20 protein-coding genes are annotated in these 21803 nt (G+C 63.7%); 14 read left to right on the top strand and 6 right to left on the bottom strand.

Annotated features, from left to right (window positions below; translation table 11 throughout):
- Window positions 1-4 precede the first annotated feature (4 nt).
- The 12 genes from P1T08_04340 (at window position 5) to P1T08_04285 (ending at window position 14770) form a co-directional block, all read left to right on the top strand.
- Entirely contained in the window at window positions 5-1237 is a 1233-nt protein-coding gene (locus P1T08_04340; GenBank protein MDF1595316.1) for a hypothetical protein, read from the top strand.
- The gene (gene hemC, locus P1T08_04335; GenBank protein ID MDF1595315.1) at window positions 1227-2090 is read left to right on the top strand and encodes a hydroxymethylbilane synthase; all 864 of its coding nucleotides are present in this window, start codon (window positions 1227-1229) and stop codon (window positions 2088-2090) included. The genes P1T08_04340 and hemC overlap by 11 nt, the downstream gene beginning before the upstream one ends.
- On the top strand, window positions 2087-2770 hold the full coding sequence (locus tag P1T08_04330) for a uroporphyrinogen-III synthase (protein ID MDF1595314.1): 684 nt from the start codon (window positions 2087-2089) through the stop codon (window positions 2768-2770). The genes hemC and P1T08_04330 overlap by 4 nt, the downstream gene beginning before the upstream one ends.
- Window positions 2767-3747: a porphobilinogen synthase gene (gene hemB, locus P1T08_04325; protein MDF1595313.1), complete on the top strand. Its 981-nt coding sequence runs from the start codon at window positions 2767-2769 to the stop codon at window positions 3745-3747. The genes P1T08_04330 and hemB overlap by 4 nt, the downstream gene beginning before the upstream one ends.
- Window position 3748: 1 nt before the next feature.
- Entirely contained in the window at window positions 3749-5017 is a 1269-nt protein-coding gene (gene hemL, locus P1T08_04320) for a glutamate-1-semialdehyde 2,1-aminomutase (protein ID MDF1595312.1), read from the top strand.
- The gene (gene hemE, locus P1T08_04315; GenBank protein ID MDF1595311.1) at window positions 5014-6009 is read left to right on the top strand and encodes a uroporphyrinogen decarboxylase; all 996 of its coding nucleotides are present in this window, start codon (window positions 5014-5016) and stop codon (window positions 6007-6009) included. Before hemL ends, hemE begins: the two co-directional genes overlap by 4 nt.
- On the top strand, window positions 6006-7391 hold the full coding sequence (gene hemN, locus P1T08_04310) for an oxygen-independent coproporphyrinogen III oxidase (GenBank protein ID MDF1595310.1): 1386 nt from the start codon (window positions 6006-6008) through the stop codon (window positions 7389-7391). The genes hemE and hemN overlap by 4 nt, the downstream gene beginning before the upstream one ends.
- A gap of 7 nt (window positions 7392-7398) precedes the next feature.
- Window positions 7399-8367: a ferrochelatase gene (gene hemH, locus P1T08_04305; protein MDF1595309.1), complete on the top strand. Its 969-nt coding sequence runs from the start codon at window positions 7399-7401 to the stop codon at window positions 8365-8367.
- Window positions 8364-9677, top strand: coding sequence for a protoporphyrinogen oxidase (hemG, locus tag P1T08_04300; protein ID MDF1595308.1), 1314 nt, complete (start codon window positions 8364-8366; stop codon window positions 9675-9677). Before hemH ends, hemG begins: the two co-directional genes overlap by 4 nt.
- Before the next feature lie 206 nt (window positions 9678-9883).
- On the top strand, window positions 9884-11029 hold the full coding sequence (locus P1T08_04295; protein ID MDF1595307.1) for an ethylbenzene dehydrogenase-related protein: 1146 nt from the start codon (window positions 9884-9886) through the stop codon (window positions 11027-11029).
- A gap of 120 nt (window positions 11030-11149) precedes the next feature.
- Window positions 11150-12508: a TrpB-like pyridoxal phosphate-dependent enzyme gene (locus tag P1T08_04290; GenBank protein MDF1595306.1), complete on the top strand. Its 1359-nt coding sequence runs from the start codon at window positions 11150-11152 to the stop codon at window positions 12506-12508.
- Window positions 12509-12991: 483 nt separating this feature from the next.
- Window positions 12992-14770 carry a hypothetical protein gene (locus P1T08_04285; GenBank protein ID MDF1595305.1) on the top strand — a complete coding sequence of 593 codons (1779 nt, stop codon included), beginning with the start codon at window positions 12992-12994 and terminating at the stop codon, window positions 14768-14770.
- A gap of 31 nt (window positions 14771-14801) precedes the next feature.
- Here the strand turns inward: P1T08_04285 and P1T08_04280 are convergent, their stop codons facing one another.
- From P1T08_04280 to P1T08_04260, 5 genes are all read right to left on the bottom strand, one after another.
- Complete coding sequence (locus tag P1T08_04280; protein MDF1595304.1) at window positions 14802-15161, bottom strand: DoxX family protein; 360 nt, start codon at window positions 15159-15161, stop codon at window positions 14802-14804.
- Window positions 15158-16015, bottom strand: a complete 858-nt coding sequence (locus P1T08_04275; protein MDF1595303.1) for an LLM class F420-dependent oxidoreductase — start codon at window positions 16013-16015, stop codon at window positions 15158-15160. Before P1T08_04275 ends, P1T08_04280 begins: the two co-directional genes overlap by 4 nt.
- Window positions 16016-16138: 123 nt before the next feature.
- Window positions 16139-17119 carry an SDR family NAD(P)-dependent oxidoreductase gene (locus P1T08_04270; GenBank protein MDF1595302.1) on the bottom strand — a complete coding sequence of 327 codons (981 nt, stop codon included), beginning with the start codon at window positions 17117-17119 and terminating at the stop codon, window positions 16139-16141.
- Window positions 17104-17889: an anti-sigma factor gene (locus P1T08_04265; GenBank protein MDF1595301.1), complete on the bottom strand. Its 786-nt coding sequence runs from the start codon at window positions 17887-17889 to the stop codon at window positions 17104-17106. The genes P1T08_04270 and P1T08_04265 overlap by 16 nt, the downstream gene beginning before the upstream one ends.
- The gene (locus P1T08_04260) at window positions 17886-18461 is read right to left on the bottom strand and encodes a sigma-70 family RNA polymerase sigma factor (protein MDF1595300.1); all 576 of its coding nucleotides are present in this window, start codon (window positions 18459-18461) and stop codon (window positions 17886-17888) included. Before P1T08_04260 ends, P1T08_04265 begins: the two co-directional genes overlap by 4 nt.
- 134 nt (window positions 18462-18595) lie before the next feature.
- On the opposite strand from P1T08_04260, the gene P1T08_04255 reads away from it, so the two are divergent.
- Window positions 18596-19423, top strand: a complete 828-nt coding sequence (locus tag P1T08_04255; GenBank protein MDF1595299.1) for a DUF4397 domain-containing protein — start codon at window positions 18596-18598, stop codon at window positions 19421-19423.
- 65 nt (window positions 19424-19488) lie between these two features.
- A complete protein-coding gene (locus P1T08_04250; protein ID MDF1595298.1) occupies window positions 19489-20229 on the top strand; it encodes a class F sortase in 741 nt (246 codons plus the stop codon).
- Window positions 20230-20269: 40 nt separating this feature from the next.
- Here the strand turns inward: P1T08_04250 and P1T08_04245 are convergent, their stop codons facing one another.
- Entirely contained in the window at window positions 20270-21631 is a 1362-nt protein-coding gene (locus tag P1T08_04245; GenBank protein ID MDF1595297.1) for a deoxyribodipyrimidine photo-lyase, read from the bottom strand.
- Between the last annotated feature and the right edge of the window lie 172 nt (window positions 21632-21803).

Genomic DNA, 21803 nt, shown 5'->3' with positions numbered 1-21803 from the left:
GATAATGTCAACGCCGATCGCAGGGCATACGCACGCGGCAGTGGCTCATCCGAGTTTCAGGGTCACATCGGCGACGTTCGCTCATCCCGACACATCCAGCGAGGACCGAGCGCGGCTGGCTCTCTACGGACCTCATCTCGAGGAGGCTCTGAACCGGGTCCGAGCGGTAGGTGTCGACGCCTTTGTCCTTGCCACCTGTCTGCGAGTCGAAGTGGTGTCGGTCGGTTGCGACAGAGCCAACAGGCGGGTGCTCGAACTGCTGTACCCGGACGCAGACCTCCCCGCGCCGGTCGTCAGGTTCGATCGCGACGTCGTCCACCACCTCTACCGGGTGGCAGCGGGCCTCGATAGCCCCATCGTCGGCGAACCCGAGGTGCTCGGTCAGTTCCGCACTGCCCTCGAAATGAGCCGCAGCCATAGAGCGGCGGGGGGCATGTTCGAGAAGCTCCTTCAATCCGCGGTGCGGGCCGGTCGAGCCGCTCGGAAGCGACTGCCCGAAACTGGCGTCGGGTCTATGGCGCTAGTCGCCGCCGACCTCGCCGCCGGCGCCGGAGAGGTAGCCATTTTCGGGGCCGGGGCGATGGCCCACGCCGCCGCCGAGACACTGCGCACCGCCGGGCGTACGCCGAGAGTGACCGTGTTCGCACGTCGCCCGGACGCCGTCGCTTTCGATGCGGACGAGGTCCGGCATATGACCGACGCGCCGAAGGCCCTCGCCTCATTCCCTGTCGTCATCAGCGCTACCTCATCCAAACGCGAGCTCTTCGACGGAGGTGTTTTGGCGGAGGCACTGAGTGCCAGACCGGACCAACTCCTTCTGATCGACCTGGCGATGCCACCGGACTTTTCTCCGAACGGATGCAACGGACGCCTTCGCTACGTCAATCTGGACGACCTCGCCGACCGGGCGCGTGACCGCCAGACCTCCACCGAGGTCGAAGAAGTGCTCGACGGGTTGGCGACGGACATGTGGGCCAGGCTGACGAACCATCATCAGGTTGGTCCCGTCATTTCCGCCATACTCGCCGAGGCCCGGCGGGCCGTTGATGAAGAGGTGAGCCGCTTCTCCGGCAGACTCCAAGTCGACGATGAGCAACTCGCCGTTCTCAACCAGCTTGCCCAGACCGTGGCGCACCGCGTCCTGCACCGTCCGCTGTCCTACCTGAGTTCGGCCGAGAACGGTGCGAGCGCCGCACCCATCCTCGCCGAGGTCTTCGGGGTGGCGGGTGCCGACTGAGATCCGTCTCGCCACCCGTCGTTCGGCACTGGCCCTCTACCAGGCCGGGCGCGTAGCCGATCGGCTCCGCGCCGTCCACGGAGACATGAGGATCGAACTCGTTGAGATCGACTCGACCGGAGACCTTGATCGGAACTCGCCTGTCGCGCAGCTCACCCAAATGGGCGCATTCGTTCGAGCCGTACAGGCCGCCGTACTCGACGGCCGGGCCGACGCCGCCGTTCACTCACTCAAGGATCTTCCCACCGCCCAAGCAGACGGCCTAGTCCTGGCGGCGTTGCCCGAGCGGGCGACTCCCTGGGACGCCGTCGTCGGAGCACGGCTCGCCGACTTGACCGAAGGGGCCGTGGTCGGGACCGGCAGCCCCCGTCGCATTGCCCAGCTCAAAGCCATACGCCCGGATCTCTCCACCCGGGAACTGCGCGGCAATGTCGATACGCGCCTCCGGAAGGTTGCCGGTGGCGAGGTCGATGCAGCAATCCTCGCCGAGGCCGGGCTCACTCGCCTCGGTCACACGGACGACATCTCTGAGGTTCTCACGCTCGACTCTATGGTGCCTGCCCCGGGGCAGGGTGTGCTGGCCGTTGAGACGCGCGATCACGGGCCCATCCGAGGTCTCGTCGCGGTCATCGACGACCACGAGTTGGCGCCTCTGGTCGCCGGCGAGCGGCTGCTCCTCACCGAGACCGGGGCGGGATGCCGGTCGGCACTCGGTGCCCTGGCGCAGTGGCACGACGGCCGGATCCGCATGGATGCCTTCATCGAAGACCACAACGGGGCTCGCCGCACTTCGGTCCTCGGCGATGACCCCGCCGGCGTGGTTGCGGCGGCACGGAAGGAGTTGGGGTTATGAAACGCGTGGCCGTCACCACCAGTGCCGATCGGGCGCAAGCCGCCGCCATGCCGTTCACGTTCCTCGGCTTGCAGACTGTGCTGCTCCCCTGCATCGGCGTCGAGTCCTCTGCTGAGCCGGAACTCGAGGCGGTTCGCGCCATCGCCCTCCTCACGGATCTACTGGTCGTCAGTTCAAAGAGAACGATCGACATTCTCTGGCCGGAAGGTCCCCTTCCTGCCGTCGACTTTGCAGTCGTCGGAGCTGCCACCGCCCGGGCGGTGCAAGCGCGTGGCGGCCGGGCGGCGATGATCGGCACCGGCGGGTCGGCACAACTCGTAGAGATGCTGGCCCCACACGTAACCGGCAGATCCGTCGCCTGGCCCCATGGACGCGGAGCCGATCCCAGGCCGTTGCAGCAACTGGCCGGCCATGCCAGAGAGTTCTCCGCGCCAATCATCTACACCAGCGTGCCCCTGGCCCCTCCTTCCGATCCCGTCGATGTGATCACATTCGCTTCTCCGTCGGCGGTGTCCGGATGGCAGCTGTCACGACCGCTCGACAAGCCGGTGGCGGCAATCGGAGAGAGCACCCGTCTGGCGGTCAATCGGACCGGAACTTCGGCGACGATTGTTGCCGAAGCTCCGACGTTCCAGAGCCTGGCCGAAGCCGTCGCCAAACACCTGGGAGTTGCAGCATGAGTCAGTTCCCGACGATCCGCCCCCGGCGACTCCGCAGAACGGATAGGTTGCGGCGAACGGTCTCGGAGACCCGCCTGGATCCGGCCCGGTTCGTCCTGCCGGTGTTCGTGGTCGCCGGCGAAAAAGTCCGCCGCTCGATTGCGTCGATGCCGGGCCACTATCATCTCTCCGTCGACGGCATCCTCGATTTGGCCAAACGGGCAGAAGATGCCGGGGTGGGAGGGATGATCTTCTTCGGGATCCCCGACCACAAGGACGAGATCGGTTCGCCGGCCTGGGATCCGGCCGGGCCGGTTCCGAAAGCCATAGAGGCAGTCGCCGGCGCCGCCCCCGGCCTGGTGCGCTGGGCGGATGTCTGCCTGTGCGAGTACACCAGTCACGGCCACTGCGGGCCGATTACCGGAGACACCGTCGACAACGATGCCGCTCTACCCCTGCTCGCCAGGGCTGCATCTGCCTACGCAGACGCGGGCGCCGACATCGTCGCACCGTCCGACATGATGGACGGACGGGTGAGCGCCATCCGCACCAGTTTGGACGAGACGGGCCACACAGGCGTCACCATTTGTTCGTATTCCGTGAAGTACGCATCCGGCTACTACGGGCCGTTCCGCGAGGCAGCCGACTCTGCACCGACATTCGGCGACCGGCGGTCCTATCAGATGGATCCGGCCAACGCCCGCGAAGCCAGGCGGGAAGCCGCCCTCGACGAGGGCGAGGGCGCCGACATGATCATGGTCAAGCCGGCCGGTCCCTACCAGGACATCATCAGGGACCTGCGGGATCGCACCGACCTGCCAATCGCCGCCTATCAGGTGTCCGGTGAATTCTCGATGATCGAAGCGGCGGCGGCACAGGGTTGGATCGAAAGGAACCGGGTCATGCTCGAATCACTGACCGGCATCGTTCGATCCGGAGCGGACATCGTCTTGACGTACTTCGCCATCGATGCCGCCCTGGCGTTGAGGGAGGGATGAGATGAGCTGGTTCGAACGCGCTCGTGCCGTCATCCCCGGAGGAGTGAACTCGCCCGTCAGGGCCTTCAAAGCAGTGGGAGGAGACCCACCGTTCGTTCTTTCAGGGTCGGGAGCGAGGGTCACCACCACCGACGGCCGGGAACTCATCGACTTCGTGGCCTCGTGGGGGGCATTGATCAACGGGCATGCGCACCCATCGGTCATTGCAGCCATCACAGAGGCCGCGGAAAACGGCTCATCGTTCGGCCTGCCCACCACAGCAGAGGTCGAGTTCGCCGAGTTGATCGTCGAGATGGTTCCCTCGATCGAGGTCGTACGCATGGTCAACAGCGGGACGGAAGCAACTGCCTCGGCGATCCGCCTCGCCCGGGCTGCCACCGGCAGGGCCGGAATCGTGAAGTTCGCCGGCTGCTACCACGGCCATGCAGACCCGTTCCTCGTGCAGGCCGGCAGCGGCCTCGCCACCTTCGGCACCCCGTCGAGCCCCGGTGTCCCCGAGCGGACGGTAATCGACACGAGGGTGGCGGACTTCAACGACCTCGACTCGGTAGAGGCGCATCTCGCCACCGGCGACATCGCCGCGGTGATCGTCGAACCCGTGGCAGGAAACATGGGCTGTATCGCCCCGGCCGATGGGTTCCTCTCCGGTTTGCGCGACCTGTGCGGATCTCACGGCGCCTTGCTGATCTTCGACGAAGTCATGACCGGATTCAGGGTGGGCCGCGAATCCGCCCAAGGTCGCTACGGCGTCTCGCCCGACCTGACGACGATGGGCAAGGTCGTTGCCGGCGCCACGCCAGCCGCCGTCTACGGAGGCCGGGCCGACCTGATGAGCATGATCGCTCCCAACGGGCCCGTCTACCAGGCCGGTACGCTCGCCGGCAATCCCCTTTCTACGGCGGCCGGGTTGGCAACGCTGCGCTGGATCCGGAGCAACGACGATCTCTACGATCGATTCGAGGAGGCCGGGCGGTTGATAGAACACCGCCTCGGGAAAGCCCTCGCCGAAGCGGGTTTGCCCGGAGTCGTTCACGCGGTAGGCGGCATGGTAGGCGTCTTCCTGGGGGTCGACCGGGCGACCACCTGGACCGACGTGGCGGGTCTCGATACCGAGCTCTTCAACCGCTTCTTCCACGGCGCACTGCGACGGGGAGTGTTGCTGCCGCCGTCGCCTTTCGAAACCTGGTTCCTGATGGAGTCACACCTCGACGGCACTCTCGACATCGCGCTCACTGCGCTCGAAGAGGCCATCATCGAAGCTGCATCGTGAGACTGCTGCAAGCTCTTCGCCGAGAGCCACTCGACCGGCCGCCCGTCTGGTTCATGCGACAGGCAGGCCGCTACCTGCCCGAATACATGGAGTTACGCGCCGGGCATTCGTTCCAGGAGGCGGTGCACGATCCCGCCGTGGCAGCCGAGATCACCCTGCAACCCATCAGACGATTCGAACTCGACGCCGCAATCATCTTCTCGGACATCATGACACCGCTCGAAGCCATGGGCGTGACAGTCGATTTCAACCCGGGACCGCAACTCGCACCGATGACCATCGAACAAATCGCGCGGCTTCCAGAGTTCGAGCCTCACAAGGTCGACTTCGTGGCCGAGGCCATCGCCAACGTACGCTCGGACCTACCTGCCGGGGTCGCCCTGATCGGGTTCGCCGGGGCTCCCACCACGCTGCTCGCCTATCTGCTCGAGGGGGGAGGGAGCAAGGAATTCATGGCCCTCCGCAGCACGCTCCAGCGCCAACCGACGGTTGCCACCGAAGCGCTCCTCAAGGTCGGCCGGGCAATGTCGGCCTACCTGCAGATGCAGGTGAGTGCAGGTGCCGACGTTGTGCAGTTGTTCGACTCGTGGGCAGGCATCCTCTCGGCCAACGATTTCGTCGACCTGGCCATTCCGCCTGCAAGGGCCGCCCTCGAGCACCAGACGGTGCCCACGATCTATTTCGCCCCCCACGGCCCTCATCTCCTCCCCCACTTCGACGGGGTCGGGGCCACTGCCTACGGCGTCGACTGGCGGCTGCCTCTGGCGGAGGCGTGGCAGCGAGTTGGCGTTTCTCACCCCATCCAGGGAAACCTCGATCCGGCGACTCTGTTGACCGACCCGGAACGGGTCCGAAAGGCCGTCGCCGGTGTACTCGACGAAGCCGGTGGGCGGCCCGGCCACATTTTCAATCTCGGTCACGGCATCCACCGCGACACCCCAGTCGACAACGTGGCCGCCATGGTGGCGTCCGTCCGAGGGGAGGACCGGTGATCTCGCTGACGCCGGACCTCCTGGCTCGCTACGATCGACCCGGCCCGCGCTACACCTCGTATCCGACCGCGGTGGAGTTCACGGAGTCATTCGGGCCGGACGCCTACGCGGGTCGTTTGCGGGACGCCGCACGCGACGCAGGGGGGCCCCTCTCGTTGTATGTGCATCTCCCCTTTTGCGACGCCCGCTGTTCGTTCTGCGGATGTCACGTAGTGATCGCCCGCCGCGACTCGGTCTCCAACGTGTACCTCCAACGCCTCATCGAAGAAGCGGCGATCGTCGCCGACCATCTCGGCGAGCGACGCTCGGTCGTGCAGTACCACTGGGGGGGAGGAACCCCAACCTACTACTCGGCCCATGACCTCAGCACCCTCCACAAGACGCTCTTGTTGCACTTCACCATCGCGCCGGATGCCGAGGTTGCCCTCGAAGTCGACCCCCGCGTAACGACTCCCGAACACCTGCTCATGCTCAGGGAACTGGGGTTCAACCGGCTCTCCCTGGGGGTCCAGGATCTGGATCCAACGGTCCAGGAGATGATCGGGCGAAACCAAACCTGGGAAGAAACAAGAACCCTCTACGACGAAGCCAGGCGGTTGGGATTCGATTCCATCAACATCGACCTCATCTACGGGCTCCCCGGCCAGACTCTCGACACGATGGGCGACACACTGGAGAAGACGCTCGAGATGCGCCCCGACCGCCTGGCGGTCTATTCATTCGCCTACGTGCCCTGGGTCAAGCCCAATCAGAAGAGGATCGACAAGGCAACCCTTCCCGATCGGGACGCGAAGTTCGCGCTGCTCGCCCAGGTGTCGGAAACCCTCGTCGGAGGCGGCTATCGCGCCATCGGCATGGATCACTTCGCCCTACCAGACGACGAACTCTCCATCGCGATGGGCAACGGTTCGCTTTCGCGCAACTTCATGGGGTATACGACCAAGCGGGGAACCGAAATGGTTGCCCTCGGCACCTCCGGTATCAGCGACGTCGCCGGCGCATACGCCCAGAACCACAAGCGGCTGAACTCGTATTACCAAGCGATCGAAGCCGGCGAACTGCCGGTCGAGCGAGGAGTTACCCTATCCGACGACGACCGGATCCGCCGCCACGTCATCACCGAGCTGATGTGCAACTCGCATCTCTCGTTTCCCGACGTGGAGGAGCTGTTCTCCATCGATTTCCACGAGTACTTCGCTAAGGAGCTGGCGGTCATCACCGGGCCCGGCGGATCCGTCGAGGAGGGGATGGCTACCGTCGCCGACGACCACATCACCGCCACCGAGCTCGGCCGGGTGTTCATTCGCAACGTCGCCATGGCTTTCGATGTGTACCTCAAGAATGTGAAACGGGACAAGCCCGTCTTCTCCCGAACTGTCTAGGAGCAGCATGTCCAAGACTGGAATCATCCTGGCCCAACTAGGCGGCCCCCGTGACCAGAAGGAAGTCGAGCCGTTCGTTCGTGCGATCTTCGCCGACCCTGATCTCGTGCCCATCCCCGGCGGTCCGGCAGTGAGCAAAGCCTTCGGGTGGCTGGTCGCGAAAGCGCGTGGGCCGTTCGTCAGGCGAAACTACCGGCTGATCGGCGGTGGATCCCCCATCATGGAGATCACGCTGGCACAAGCCCGGATGCTCCAGGCAACGCTGAACGAACGGGGACACGACGCTGAAGTGGCTGTAGCCATGCGCTATACACGCCCGGATACCTACGATGCAGTACGTTCGCTCGTCCGCGCCAACGTGGACCGCATCATTCTCCTGCCGCTCTACCCCCAATACTCGAGGGCCACCACCGGATCTTCGGAAAACGAACTCAGGCGGGTGCTCGAGGAACTGAACGTTGCAGTCCCGCTCGACGTCGTGCGCACCTGGTACGACCATCCGTCGTATCTCGACTTCCAGGCGAAGCTGGTGACCGAGATGCTCGAGACCCGGCCACATGATCAGCGGGACGGGGCTGCCGTGCTGTTTTCGGCGCACGGCCTTCCCCGGAGCGTGGTCGCCAAAGGCGACCCGTATCCAGAAGAGACGGCCGCCACCGTCAAGGCAGTGGTGGATCGGATCCCGTACTCGATCGACGCCAGGCTCGGCTACCAGTCCCGCACGAAGCCGGTGAAATGGATCGGGCCGGGAACCGAACATGTACTCGCCGACTTCGCCGGCGACGGATTCGACACGGTGGGCATGGTGGCCATCTCATTTGTCACCGATCACATCGAGACGCTCTACGAAGTCGACATGCTCTTCCGGGATGCGGCCGAAGAGGTCGGAATCCGCACCTACTACCGATCGGAAATGATGAACGACCGGCCCGAGGTAGGGCCGATGCTGGCCGATGTTTTGGAGGATTCGCTGTGAGTGACGTGATCGTGGTCGGCGGTGGTTTGGGTGGACTGATCGTCGGAGCGGAATTGAAGCGCCGCGACATGGAAGTACTAGTCCTTGAAGCGTCGGGACACCCCGGCGGCGTGGCGTCCAGCGTTCGGCAGGACGGCTTTCTACTCGAACCCGCGGCCGGGTCCCTCCTGTGGCCCAACTCCGACCTCGGACCCGTCTTCGAAGCGGCGGGAATCGAGATGCTGGCTGCAAATCCGGAGGCGAAGTCACGATTCGTCTACGAGAGGGACGAGCTCTTTCAGGTTCCGGAATCGCCGGCCCTCGCCTTCTCCGGACTGGTTTCGTGGAGAGCGAAGTTCCGGGCGATTTGCGAACCATGGGTCAAGACACCGCCCCCCAGCTCCGACGAGTCGATCGAGAGTTACTTCAGCCGTCGCTTCGGTCCGGAACTCGGCCGACTCGGTGCGACCCTGATGGCGCACGGCGTTTTCGCCGGTGACCCATCCACGCTGTCCATGCGAGCCGCGTTCCCGAGGATGGTGGCGCTCGAAGACGAGGCGGGCAGCATGGTCCGGGGGATGATGGCCCGCATGAAGCAGCGCGAGAAAGACACGCCGCGAGCTTCGGTCCACGTTCCGGCGAACGGAATGACAGGGGTAGCCGAAGACCTCGCCGCCTATCTCGGCGCGTCCTTCCAGACGAATCGGCCGGTGAGTGCCGTCAGAAGGATTGAGAACGGCTGGATCGTCGAAGCAGGAAGTGAGTTGCAGGCGAAAGACATCGTGTTAGCCCTGGCTCCCCACGATGCCTGCAAGCTGGCGCCGCCCGATATCGCTGCGCAGCTAGGAGAGGCAGTGGTCGCCCCCGTGGCGGTCGTCGGGATCGGCGGCCGGGCAGCGGACGTTCCTCTTCCGGCAGGATTCGGTGCACTGATCGGCCCGGACACCGATGTGCACGTCCTGGGAATCCTCATGGAGTCGCAATACGCCCCCGGGCGAGCACCGGAGCTGCACCATCTCGCCAAAGGGATCTACGGAGGTGCTGCCGACCCGAAAGTGCTGACGCGGACGGATGAAGAACTCATTGCCATGATGATCGACGAGACGAGTCGTGTGATCGGGACGCGGGTGCAACCGACCTGGTCGAGAGTCGTCAGGCACGACCCCGGAATCCCCCAGTACAACGTGGGTCACGTCGATTGGATGCGCAAGCTCGACGCGACCGTGGCCAATCACCCCGGTCTACATCTCACCGGCTGGGGTTACCGGGGGATTGGAGTCTCCAGCCTAGGAACCGAAGCCACCCGCCTGGGTACTCTGCTGGCCGGGTAGGTCCAAGGGACCTCTCTCGATCTCGCCCGGCAGTCAATCAGGCCGTAAATGCATCTGGCGAGCCTGGAAGTCTGGGCGAGGCCGCATCGGGCCTCTTCACCACCCTATGTGGGCAGCACAGGTCACTTAAGTAGTGACGTCTGCCGAATCTCGCTTGTGGTATATCAGATAGATATACTGATGAGACCTTAACGGGGAGAACTTATATGCGTTTCATACGTATCGCCGGCATCACAATGATGCTGGCGCTCATCCTGGCTGCCTGCGGCAGTTCAGATGAGACCACTACCACAGAAGGCGCGGTCGGCGCGCCCGAGACCACAACTACCGAAGCGATGGTGGCCACAACGACTACCGAGGCAATGGTGGCCACAACGACCACGGAAGCGATGCTCGAGGTTCCTGAGGGAACGCTGGTTTCGGTTGCTACGGACGCTCCGACCCTCGATGGTGTCGCCGACGACGGCGCCTGGGCAGGGGCCCCGGTCACGACCGTTGCCGTCTCCGGTGGAGCCAACAGCGGCGGCGCCGATGTCAGCCTCCAGTCCGTGTACTCGGGCGATACCGTTTACTTCCTGGTGAGCTGGGATGATCCCACCGAGAGCTACCTGCGCTCGCCATGGGAGAAGCAGGACGACGGTTCATGGGCCAAGCTCAAGGATCCGAACGACAACGGCGGCGACAACAACCTCTGGTACGAGGACAAGATGTCCATCATCTGGAACACGGATTCCGCCATCGAAGGCTTCGAATCATCGGGCTGCTTCGTCATGTGCCATGCCGGTGAGGACTCGGACGCCAAGCCTTACGGCAACAAGTACACGGCGGCGGAAGGCCAAATCGGCGACATCTGGCACTGGAAGTCGGTTCGTAACCTCCACCAGATCGACGACCAGTACGTCGATTCGGTCAGGTACTCGGCCGACACCCCCGGCGCCGGGCGCCACGGCGACCCGAGTGACGGCGGCGGCTACACCAACAACGAGAACGAAGACAAGACCCTGCCTGCCTTCATGTCACCCGATGGTGGCGCCAAGGACGGTTCGCCCGGCTACATCCTCGACTCCGAGAAGGTGGAGTTCGACGACTCACTGTTCGTGGCCGGTGACCGGGTTCCCGGTATCTACAAGGCCGAGTTCACTGGTGATCGCAGCGACATCTCAGCAGAGTGGACGTATGCCGACGGTACCTGGACGGTCGAGATCGCACGTGCGATGACGACCGGTTCCGAGTTCGATGTGCAGTTCTCGGACATGGGTGCCACCTATTACTTCGGCGTTGCGACCTTCGACAACGCCCAGGTTCGCCATTCCTTCCAGGTTGGCGTGACACCGTTCGTGTTCGCTCCGTAATCCAACCCGCAACCTACGACTGAGGGCCCGCAGCAGCTGCTGCGGGCCCTCTTTCAATCCGTGGTCGGCTCAGCGCAGGAGAGCTACCATCGATTCAGGAGCAGACGAGAGGTACATGCTGTGAGCGACGCCACCAAGATCATGCTGGACGAGTCGGAGATGCCCACCCAGTGGTACAACATCGTGCCCGACCTGCCCGAACCACCTCCCCCACCGCTCCATCCCGGCACCAAACAACCTGTCGGACCTGAAGATCTCGCCCCGCTCTTTCCCATGGCGCTGATCATGCAGGAAGTCAGCACAGACAGCTATATCGACATCCCAGGTGAAGTCCTCGACGTCTACCGGCTATGGCGGCCCACTCCGCTCTACCGGGCGCGACGTCTCGAGCAAGCCCTGGATACGCCGGCGCGCATCTACTACAAGTACGAAGGCGTGAGCCCGGCCGGCTCTCACAAGCCGAACACCGCCGTTCCGCAGGCCTTCTACAACGCCCGGGAAGGCATCCGGAAGCTGACCACCGAGACGGGGGCTGGCCAATGGGGCAGTGCCCTGGCGTTTGCCAGCGCCCTGTTCGGTCTCGAATGTGAGGTCTGGCAGGTAGCCGCCTCGTTCGAGCAGAAGCCCTACCGCAAGTCGATGATGGAGACCTGGGGCGCAACGGTCCACTCGAGCCCCTCCATGCTCACGGCTGCCGGTCGGACGATCCTCGAACAAGATCCGAACAGTCCTGGTTCGCTCGGGATCGCCATCTCAGAGGCAGTTGAAGCTGCGGTTCAGGATCCCACGATCCGCTATGCGCTCGGCAGCGTTTTGAACCACGTACTTCTGCACCAGACGATCATCGGAGAGGAGACCCTCCGTCAGTTCGAGAAGATCGGTGAGTCGCCCGACGTGATCGTGGCTTGCACGGGGGGTGGCTCGAACTTCTCCGGGCTCAGCTTCCCGTTCCTTCGCGAGAAGATGGCGGGCAAGATCAACCCGACCATCCGCGCTATCGAGCCGGCCGCCTGCCCGTCGTTCACCAAAGGCGTCTATGCCTACGACTACGGCGACACGGCGGGGATGACTCCTTTGATGAAGATGCACACCCTCGGCCACGATTTCATACCGGACCCGATCCATGCAGGCGGCTTGCGCTACCACGGCATGTCGCCGTTGCTCTCGCACATCTACGAGCTCGGGCTCATCGAAGCGACCGCGATCGGCCAGGTCGAGTGTTTCGAGAGCGCCATCCGGTTCGCACGGACCGAGGGGATCATTCCTGCTCCCGAACCGACCCACGCCATTGCCGCGGCCATACGGGAAGCCGAGGCATGCAAGGAATCTGGAGAGGAGAAGGTCATCCTCACCGCGGTGTGCGGGCACGGACACTTCGATCTGGCTTCCTACGACAAGTTCCTGGCCGGAGAGATCATCGACTACGACTATCCCGAAGCAAAGGTCGCAGAAGCCCTGGCGCACTTGCCCGAGGTGTAAGGAGCTGAGGAGGAGTCGGACGATCTGCGATCTGCGATCGAGGTTTTAGGTTCTACGTTGTAGGTTCTAACCGGCGCCCCTTATCGCCTATTGCCTGCTGCCTGCTGCCTACTGCCTACTGCCATCCGCGACGATCTGCGATCTGGTTTCAGGTTCTACGTTGTAGGTTCTAACCGGCGCCCCTTATCGCCTATTGCCTGCTGCCTGCTGCCTACTGCCTACTGCCATCCGCGACGATCTGCGATCTGGTTTCAGGTTCTACGTTGTAGGTTCTAGCCGGCGACGCGTGCCCGTGATGGGATAGACGCCTCCCGACGGACCACAACCCAGAACCTAAAACTCAGAACCTCCTGCAAAACTCAGAACCTATAACTCAGAATCTCTTGCAATAACTCAGAATCTCTTGCTGAACCTCTTGATTTTGACCCTCCCTTTAATGGCATTTGTCTGCTTGACTGGGGTTTACGAAAACGGGGAACCCACTTGACGGCTGCCGTCCACTCTTTTCACATCCCGGTAATGGGCACAGGCTTCACGATCGACACTCCGTTGAAGGTTGCCCGTTTCGGCATCTCGTCTGTGATTCAGATCGTCGACGACATGCTCATCGAGCAGATGCGCAAGTTCCACAGTGAGCTGGCGGGAGAGACCTACGAGGAGATCCCCGACGACGCCGACGATGCGCGAGCCAGGCGGATCACCGCCTACCTCGATCTCGTTCAGACTCAGGTAGCGCAGCAGATCCGTTCCATGCAGTTGATGCTGTTCGAAGCCGGTAACGACCTCACGAAGTACTTCGAGATGCTGCCCACCGGACCCCTCCGCCAGGCCTACCAGCGAATGAGGGAGAGCCGCGATGAGTCAGAGCGCGACCGCCTCCAGGATCTGCTGCGGCGCCACGTCACGGCAGGCTCGATCGACGTCAACCTCATGACCAAGGTCGATCGCGACGCCTACCAGGACGGAATGAAACAAGCACCCGAGTTGAGCGACGCGCTATCCGGCTTGCGCGGCTTCGCCCGCAGCACCCTGCGCTCGGCAGTCGTTTTCTCCGCCGGGCTCAACCCCAGGTTGTACAACTACCTGACTCAGTTCGACGACTTCTACCCGGACGACCAGGGCGAACTGCGGAAACAAATCGTCCTCAAGGTGAGCGACTTTCGCTCCGCCCTCATCCAGGGGAAGTACCTCGCCAAGCGGGGCCTGTGGGTATCGGAGTTCCGGGTCGAGTCTGGGCTCAACTGTGGCGGTCACACTTTCCCAACCGCCGGAAAGCTGCTCGGACCGATCCTCGACGAGTTCAAGAAGAGGCGCGCAGAGCTCATCGAGACACTTCACTCGATGCGTAACCGCGGCCTCGAAGAGACGGACCGGTCCCCCGTCGCAGACCCACCCGAGCTGCGAATCACCGTCCAGGGTGGGATCGGCACCGCAGAAGAGCACCGGCAGATAGTTGAGTATTTCAACGTGGACTCCGCAGGGTGGGGCACCCCATTTCTCCTGGTTCCAGAAGTCACGAACGTTGATGACCAGCATTTGGTGAAGCTGCAGGAGGCCACCGGCGACGATGTCTATCTCAGCAACTCCTCACCGTTCGGCATACCGTTTTGGAGCCTGCGCACGTCGGAGAGCGAGAGAAACCGCCGCGACAAGATCGAGAAGGGCCGCCCGGGCAGCGCTTGCCCGAAGGGATATCTCGCTCTCTCCAATACCGAGTTCAGCGAAGAGCCGATCTGCGTTGCGTCGCGGACCTACCAGGTCCAGAAGCTCGCCCACCTCGATCAGGAGGGCTACTCACCGGAACAACTCGCGGTAGTTCGTGAGGACATCCTGGCGAAAACATGCTTGTGCCGGGATCTAGCCGGCGGAGCCGAGGGAAAGAACGCCATCAAGAACCGGTCGCACACATCAATCTGCACCGGTCCGAATATCGTGAACTTCTCGAAGCTGGCCAGCCTCCGCGAAATGGTCGACCATATCTATGGGCGGGCCCAGCTCATGTCGCAGCCCGGGCGTCCCCACATGTTCATCCGCGAGGCAGAGCTCTACCTCGACTTCGTCAATAAGGAACTCGATCGTTTCGTGCTCGATCTCTCACCGCGCAAGGCGAGCTACTTCGATGAGTACAAGGCGAACCTGATCGAAGGACTCGACTACTACACGACGATCGCCGAAGAGCTTGGCACCGGACCCGAATTCCTCACGCAGCTAGCCGAACTCCGCGGTCAAGCCGAGCGCATTGCAGCTCCGGCACTCGTCTGACCGCCCGCCGGCGATTTGGCGGCAGTTGACGTCATCCCAGGTTGCCGACCACCACGAACACGCAACCCGCCAGCAGCACCGACGTGAGTAATAGAGATCCCCACTCGTGGCGGCGAGCGTGGAGACCCATCGCTCCCACCATGACGGCAGCCAGACCCCCGGCAGCGACGGGCACCACCGGGTCGAAGGCGTCGACCAGAGTCGGGAACACCAGGCCGATCGCTCCCGCGATTTCCAGCCATCCGACCAGCCGGTAGCGACCCGCCGGCACGTCTCCGATCCAGCCGATGCGTGCCCGCCCCTGCTCATACGGAACGATCAACTTCATTGCACCGGTCGCCAGGAACAACATTCCGAGGAAGAAGGCGACAATCCAGGCGGTGCCGGTCACCCTCCAACCACGTCGAGGAGCGGCACAAACGAATCCAGCGCCTCCAGTACCTCCTCCGGCGGCCCCTGCGGGAGTCCCAGCACGGCCCGGCCGATCCCGGAGGCGGCCAGCGGCTCTAAGGCACTGGCGTTCGGAGGAGCCATAAACAGACCAAGCTCGATGGAAGCCGGGTCGCGCCCCGCTCGCTCGGCAGCCAGTCGCAGGTCGTCCAGCCGGTCGCCAAACGAGTGCCTCCCGGCGATCGGCATCCATCCGTCGCAGAATTCAACGATGTGCTCTATCGTTTTCGGACCCGCCGCCCCACCGAGGATGACCGGAGGATGCGGCTTCTGGACGGGTTTTGGCCACGACCAACTCGGCTCGAAATCGACGTGGTCGCCATGAAACTCCGCCTCGTCCTTGGTCCACAACTCCTGCATGGCCAGGATGTTCTCGCGGAGCACCGCACGCCGCTCGGTGTACTGGAGGTCGTGATCGGCCATCTCCTCCTTGTTCCACCCATAGCCGATGCCGAACAACACACGTCCGCCGGAGATCAGATCGAGGGAGGCGACCTCCTTGGCCAGCCAGAGTGGGTCTCGCTGAGCTACGAGTGTGATTCCGGTGGCCAACTTGAGAGTCGAAGTGACCGCGGCTGCCGCGGCCAGTGCCACGAACTGGTCGTGGGTTCTCCAGTAGTAGTCGGGGAGGGGGGCGGCCCCGGCCACGCCACCCCTGGGGGTTCGCCTGCTGACCGGGATATGACTGTGTTCCGGGAACCACAACGATTCGAACCCCCGCTCTTCAACTGCCCGGGCCAGATCGACAGGCTGCAGCGTCGTGTCCGTTGGGAATATCGCTACGCCGAGATGCATCGTTCTCCTGTCTCCGAAAGCCACTGAAGCCTAGAAGCCGCAAGGCGGGTTGGCGGTGCCAGGATGGTTAGGACGTTGACAGGGCAGCCCGCCGGGCGGTTCGGAGCCGGGCGCACCTCGACGTCAGAAGGCGGTACCGGCCAGTGCGTTGAGGGCCACTCGTAACCCGTGTCGATCGGCAGGCGCCTCGACGGTGCTCTTCAACCGGTGCGTTGGCCTGGGACGGCGGTCGAGCCAGAACAAGCCGGTGGATCGGGAAGCTTCATCCGAGGCGGCCAACCAGACGATGGTGTCTGCTCCCTGTTCGGAAGTCCGCAGAAACGGCTTGGTGACCCGGCGGAAGGTCGGAAGCGAATCCTCAACCCCCGGAGTGTCGGCCCAGCCGGGGTGCATCGCGTGGACCACGACACCACGATCCGCCAGTTGCTCAGCCCACAGCTCGGTGAGAATCACCTGACCACGTTTCGCCCGGGCATACGCGATCGAACCCTTGTACTCACCGCGCCTGGACTGAAGATCGCGCACTCTGATCCGCTGCGTGTACATGCCACCCGATGACACATTGATGATGCCGGAGGGTGCGGAGGTTTCGAGACGGGGAATCAACAGATTGGTGAGCACGAAGTGACTCAGGAGGTTCGTGGCGAGCGTTAGTTCGATACCGGCTGCGGTCTCGGATCGCTTGGTGAACAGGGCGCCGGCGTTGTTGATCAACACATCGATCCTGGGTTCACCTGCCAGGAGAGCATCGGCGAGTTCGCGCACCGATCCGACATCGGAATGATCGGCAACGTACACCGCCAGGTCGTCGTTAGCGGTGGCCGCGCGGATCTCCCGGCGGGCCGTCTCGAGCTTTGCCTCGGAACGCCCGACCAGACATAGGCGAGCGCCGAGACCGGCCAGTCGTTCCGCCGCCGCCCGGCCCAGCCCTGACGTCGAACCGGTGACGACAATCGTTTTCCCTTCGAGCGTGGGAAGCTCACGAGGCCACCTGCGGCTCCGAAGGGCAAAACCGATATTGGTGAAGCTCCCGATCACCGTCCGATCGAGCACATCATCCAAATCGAGGGAGCTGGAGACGCCCACGGCTACGCGCCGAACCATGAGACAACCGGGTCCGCCTCAGATTGAGCCACCCCACCGGACACTTCTCGAGTGATGACCAATCCCTTGAGGCCTTCTGGATCGATGTGGAACGGAACGATGGTGGGACGGTTCCCGAGAACACCTGCCGAGATCACTCTGTCATCGATCACGGCCCAGAGCTGGTAGGTCAGGTCATCTGGGAGCTGCTCGAGAGTGCTCTGATATACGTAGCCGGTTCCATCCGGCAGGACCACGATCAACATCGCTCCAGCCGTCCCTTCAGCGGTCAATGTGGCAACCTGCGCGCCCGGGTCGTCGAGCGCCACCGTGACTGCCTGCTCGAGGGGATTACCGGCTTGTGCCGAGGCCAGCGTGGTGATCTCTTGCTCCTGAGCCGCCACCCGGGTGTTGAGGTCGTCGATCTGGTTCGCTTGAGAGAACACTGCGCCGCCCAGCAGCACAACCATGGCCGCGGCCACCCCGGCCACCCAGCGGAAGGGTTTTTGGCCCGTGTTGCGAGGCGAGCCTGTCAAAGGGATGACGTTGGCGAACCTGGGCTGTTGGGCGTCCAGCGTGCCGGCAATCCGAGCCCAGATCCGATCGGGGGCAGGCTCCATGTCTGCGCTCAGCGTGGCCAGCACCGTGTGGTGCTCGTCTACCTCGGCCCGGCAGACCTCACACACCTGAAGATGCTGCTCGACGAGGTCACGTTCGGGCGCGTCGATGGCGTCCAGGGCATACACCCCGAGCAGATCTTCGATATCCGTGTACTCGTCGTGTTGTGTCATGCGTTGCTCACACCTGCAGCATCGAGCGATACGCGAAGCCGTTTCAATCCGGACCTGATCCGGCTCTTCACCGTTCCTTCGGGCTCGCCGAGGATCTCGGCGACCTCCCGATAGGAGTGTCCGCCGAAGTAGGCAAGTTCGATCGGTCGACGCTCGCCTTCTCCCAGGGTGGAAAGGGCCCCTTGAATGCTTTCGGCAAGGGCCATATCCCAAACTTCTTCCTCAACGTCCTGGCCCAAACCGGGATCCAGCCGGGCGTCTTTGTCCTCCCTTGTACGGCGCGCCGACTCTGAGCGGATGAGATCGATGCTGCGCCCGTGAGTATGGGCGAGGAGAAACGAACGCAACGATCCGCGACCGGCATCGAATTTCTCGGGATCATTCCAGAGGCGCAGGAAGACCTCTTGTGTGATCTCCTCCGCCAGGGTGTCATCCCGCAGGAGGCGACGCGCCAGGCCGTGAACGGCTCCGGAGTGCCGACGGTATGCCTCGCCGAGCGCCTCCTGGGAGAAGCGGCCGATAGCCGTGACCAAGGGAGCGTCGGCGAGCGCTGACAGTTCTGTTGGACGCATTGCAGCGGCCCCTTCCGAAGAAAACCCTCGGCCGCCCCGTGTTTCTATCACTAAGTGTCATCCATGTCCACCGGCGCCTCCGTAGATCACCTGTATGAAGCCCGAAATACGGGCGCCAACTACAAGGAGAAGCCATGCGCAATCTCGGACGCATATTCATAGTGGCAGTGTTGCTGCTGGCCCTGCCGGCCGGTGCGGCCCTCGCCCAGACCACCGACGGTACCGTTTCCGTCCTACACGGAATCCCCGGCGACGGTGGATTCCCGGTCGACATCTACGTCAACGGCGACTACAGCGCCCCATTCATCCCGGGTTTGACCTTCGGCAACTTCGCCGGGCCTGTCACCCTGCCGGCTGCCGACTATTCGATTGAGATCTACGGCGCCGGAGCCGACCCTGCGAGCACCGACCCGGCGCTCGGACCATTGGTCGTGACCCTCCCGGCCGGAGCGAACGCCACTATCGAGGCCCACCTCGACGAGGCCGGTGCCGCCACCGCCTCCGTGTTCGTCAATGACATCTCAGAAATCGCCGCCGGCGATACCCGCCTGACGGTGCGTCACACTGCAGCCGCCCCGACCGTCGACGTGCTCGCCAATGACGGCGTCCTCTTCGCCGGCTTGAGCAATCCGAACGAAGCTGCCGGCGACGTTCCTGCCGCAACGTACAACGCCAAGGTCGTACCCACCGGCGCAACCGATCCGGTCGTATTCGAGGCAGACCTCGACTTGGCTGAGGGAACCTCAACCATCGTCTACGCCATCGGCTCGCTCGAAGGCGGAAGCTTCACGGTGGCGGTTCAGACCATCTCGGGTCTTGGAGCTGCTCCCACCGGTGTTCCCACCGGCGACGCTGGACTGGCTTCAGACGGCTTCCCGCTCGCCCTGGCGCTCGCTGGCGGCATGGCGCTGATCGGCCTGGCCGGCTCCGGGGTTGCTCTCACCCGCCGTTCCGGCAAGTAGCGAACATACCGGGCAAACCCCGGGGAGGCCCCAGCGGCCCCCCCGGGGTTTTCTACACTTCTTTCATGTCCCGCCGCACCCTCACGTACGCGTTCACGATCAGCCTCATCACCTTGATGGCCGTGGCCGCCATGTTTGTCGGCACCGGCCGATCCGGTGAAGCCGGTGATGTCGCTGCAGTTGAGGCGTCTCTTGGTCATCCGGTGGCGAGCACCACCCCCTCCACCGCTACCAGCACGACCGCCGGCCTCCCTCCCCCATCCGATGCAGTTCGACCTTCTTCCACCGTACCCATCTGGCCGGGCAGGCTCTCTGACACACAAGTCGAGGAAGCCATCCTCCCCGTGGTGCTGACCGTCGGCTCGATCGATGTCGAGGCTCCGATCATCCCAACGGGCGTAGATGCCCGCACGGGCCAGATGGCAGTACCCCGCAACGTCACCGAGGTCGCCTGGTACGAGTTTGGACCTCGCCCTGCCGAGAGTGGCTCCGCGGTGCTTGCCGCCCACGTCGATCTGGCGAATCAAGGACCCGGTGTGTTCTTTCGTCTACGAGACGTCGATCCGGGTGACATCGTTGCCGTCGGGTTCAGCGACGGTTCGGTACGTCGGTTTCGGGTCGAAGCAAGGACTATCTACCAAAAGGACGAACTGCCACTCGACACGATCTTCGCCAGGGAGGGTTCACCGGTCCTGACGCTGATCACCTGTGGTGGAGGGTTCAGTGAATCGGCGGGTAGCTACGACAGCAACGTCGTCGTCTTTGCAGTTCCAATACCTGACCGGGAAGTCGGGTTCGTTCGGTAGGCGTCCCACGACGTTGCGCCGGAGTGCAACGGAGGTCAGATCAAGTCACATTCCGAGCTCTGGCCGCCTGGTAGGCGAGGATTGTCGTTTCTCTGGCGATGGCGTGGTCGACGAGTGGCGGCGGGTAGTCCCGGCCGATGGTGACTCCGTACTCTGCCAACTCCAGGCCACCGGCCTCCCACGGGGCGTGGATCAGGTGCTTCGGAACAGAGGCGAGTTCCGGAACATAGCGTCGGATGTACGCGCCATCCGGATCGAATCTACGGCTCTGGGTGACGGGGTTGAACACCCGGAAATAGGGGGCCGCGTCTGCTCCGGTTCCCGCCACCCACTGCCAGTTGCCGGCGTTCTGGGCCGGATCGGCATCGAGCAACAACCGGCGGAAATGCCGCTCTCCCCAACGCCAATCGATGAGAAGGTCCTTGACCAGGAACGAAGCCGTCACCATCCGCACCCGGTTGTGCATCCATCCGGTCTCGATCAGCTGCCGCATACCGGCGTCAACGATGGGATATCCGGTGTTGCCCGTCTGCCATGCTTCGAACTCGCCGAGGTCGTTGCGCCAGGCGATCCCGTCGTAGTCGGACCGCAGGTTGGTAGTCGCCATCGCCGGGAAGACCACCAGCAGATGGGCATAGAAGTCTCGCCAGGCGAGCTGTCGGATGAATGGCTCTGCCCGCCGGCCGGACAGATGACGGATGATCGTCCGCGGGCTGATGGTTCCGAACTTCAAGTCGACCGACAGCATCGACGTGCCGTTCGTGTCCGGCCGATTCCTCTCTGCCTCGTACATGTCAACGTCGAAGGCACGCAGGCGACCGAGCGCCCCCTCTTCGCCCGGGGTCAGAACCGGAGCGATCCCGGACGGCGCTAGGCCGTCTCCCGGATCGGCGAGCACCGCCGCATTACCTGCCTCCGGCCACGGCTGCCACTCCGTTGCCGACCATTTGCGCCAGAAGGGCGTGAACACCCGGTAGGTCTCCCCACCGGCGGTGACGACTGCCCCGGGCGGGTGAACGAGGGACCCGTGGTACGTGGCAATCTCCCCGGCGATCCGTTCCCGGACCTGTGCGTCCCTGCGCCGGCTGAAGGAGGAAACGTCCTCGTTCCAGTAGATGGTTTGATGGTTCCGCGCCGCCGCCGGCACCAGCGCGGCCGGATCACCGGTCAGTACTTTCAGTCGCCCGCCCATCGCGGTGAGTTGTCCGTCGAGCGCGGAAAGATTGGCCTCCAGTTGGATCCGGCGGTGAGCCGGGGCGCGGTCCCACAGCCGGGGATCGACCACGAAGAGCGCCTGCACGATCTCGTGATCAGACGTCGCGGCCGACCAGGCCGGGTTGTCGGACAGGCGGAGATCTTTGCGAAACCAGACAAGACCCGAACTCAATTGCCATCCAATCATCGTGGCTCGGCGGCAGCCTACCGAGCACGGGTGGGATAGCGGGCCTCCGACCGCTAGATTCACTCCTTGTGTGTGCCGAGCCGGCAGGAGAGGCCATGATCGCCTCAGTTGACCAGGCCCCGGAGTCCGGTGTCCGCTGTTCATCCCGCGATCGTCGTTGACGGCACGCGTC

Source organism: Acidimicrobiia bacterium (assembly GCA_029210695.1).
GTDB lineage: Bacteria > Actinomycetota > Acidimicrobiia > Spongiisociales > JAHEDJ01 > JAHEDJ01.
This window is presented reverse-complemented; position numbering and strand designations above follow the sequence as displayed.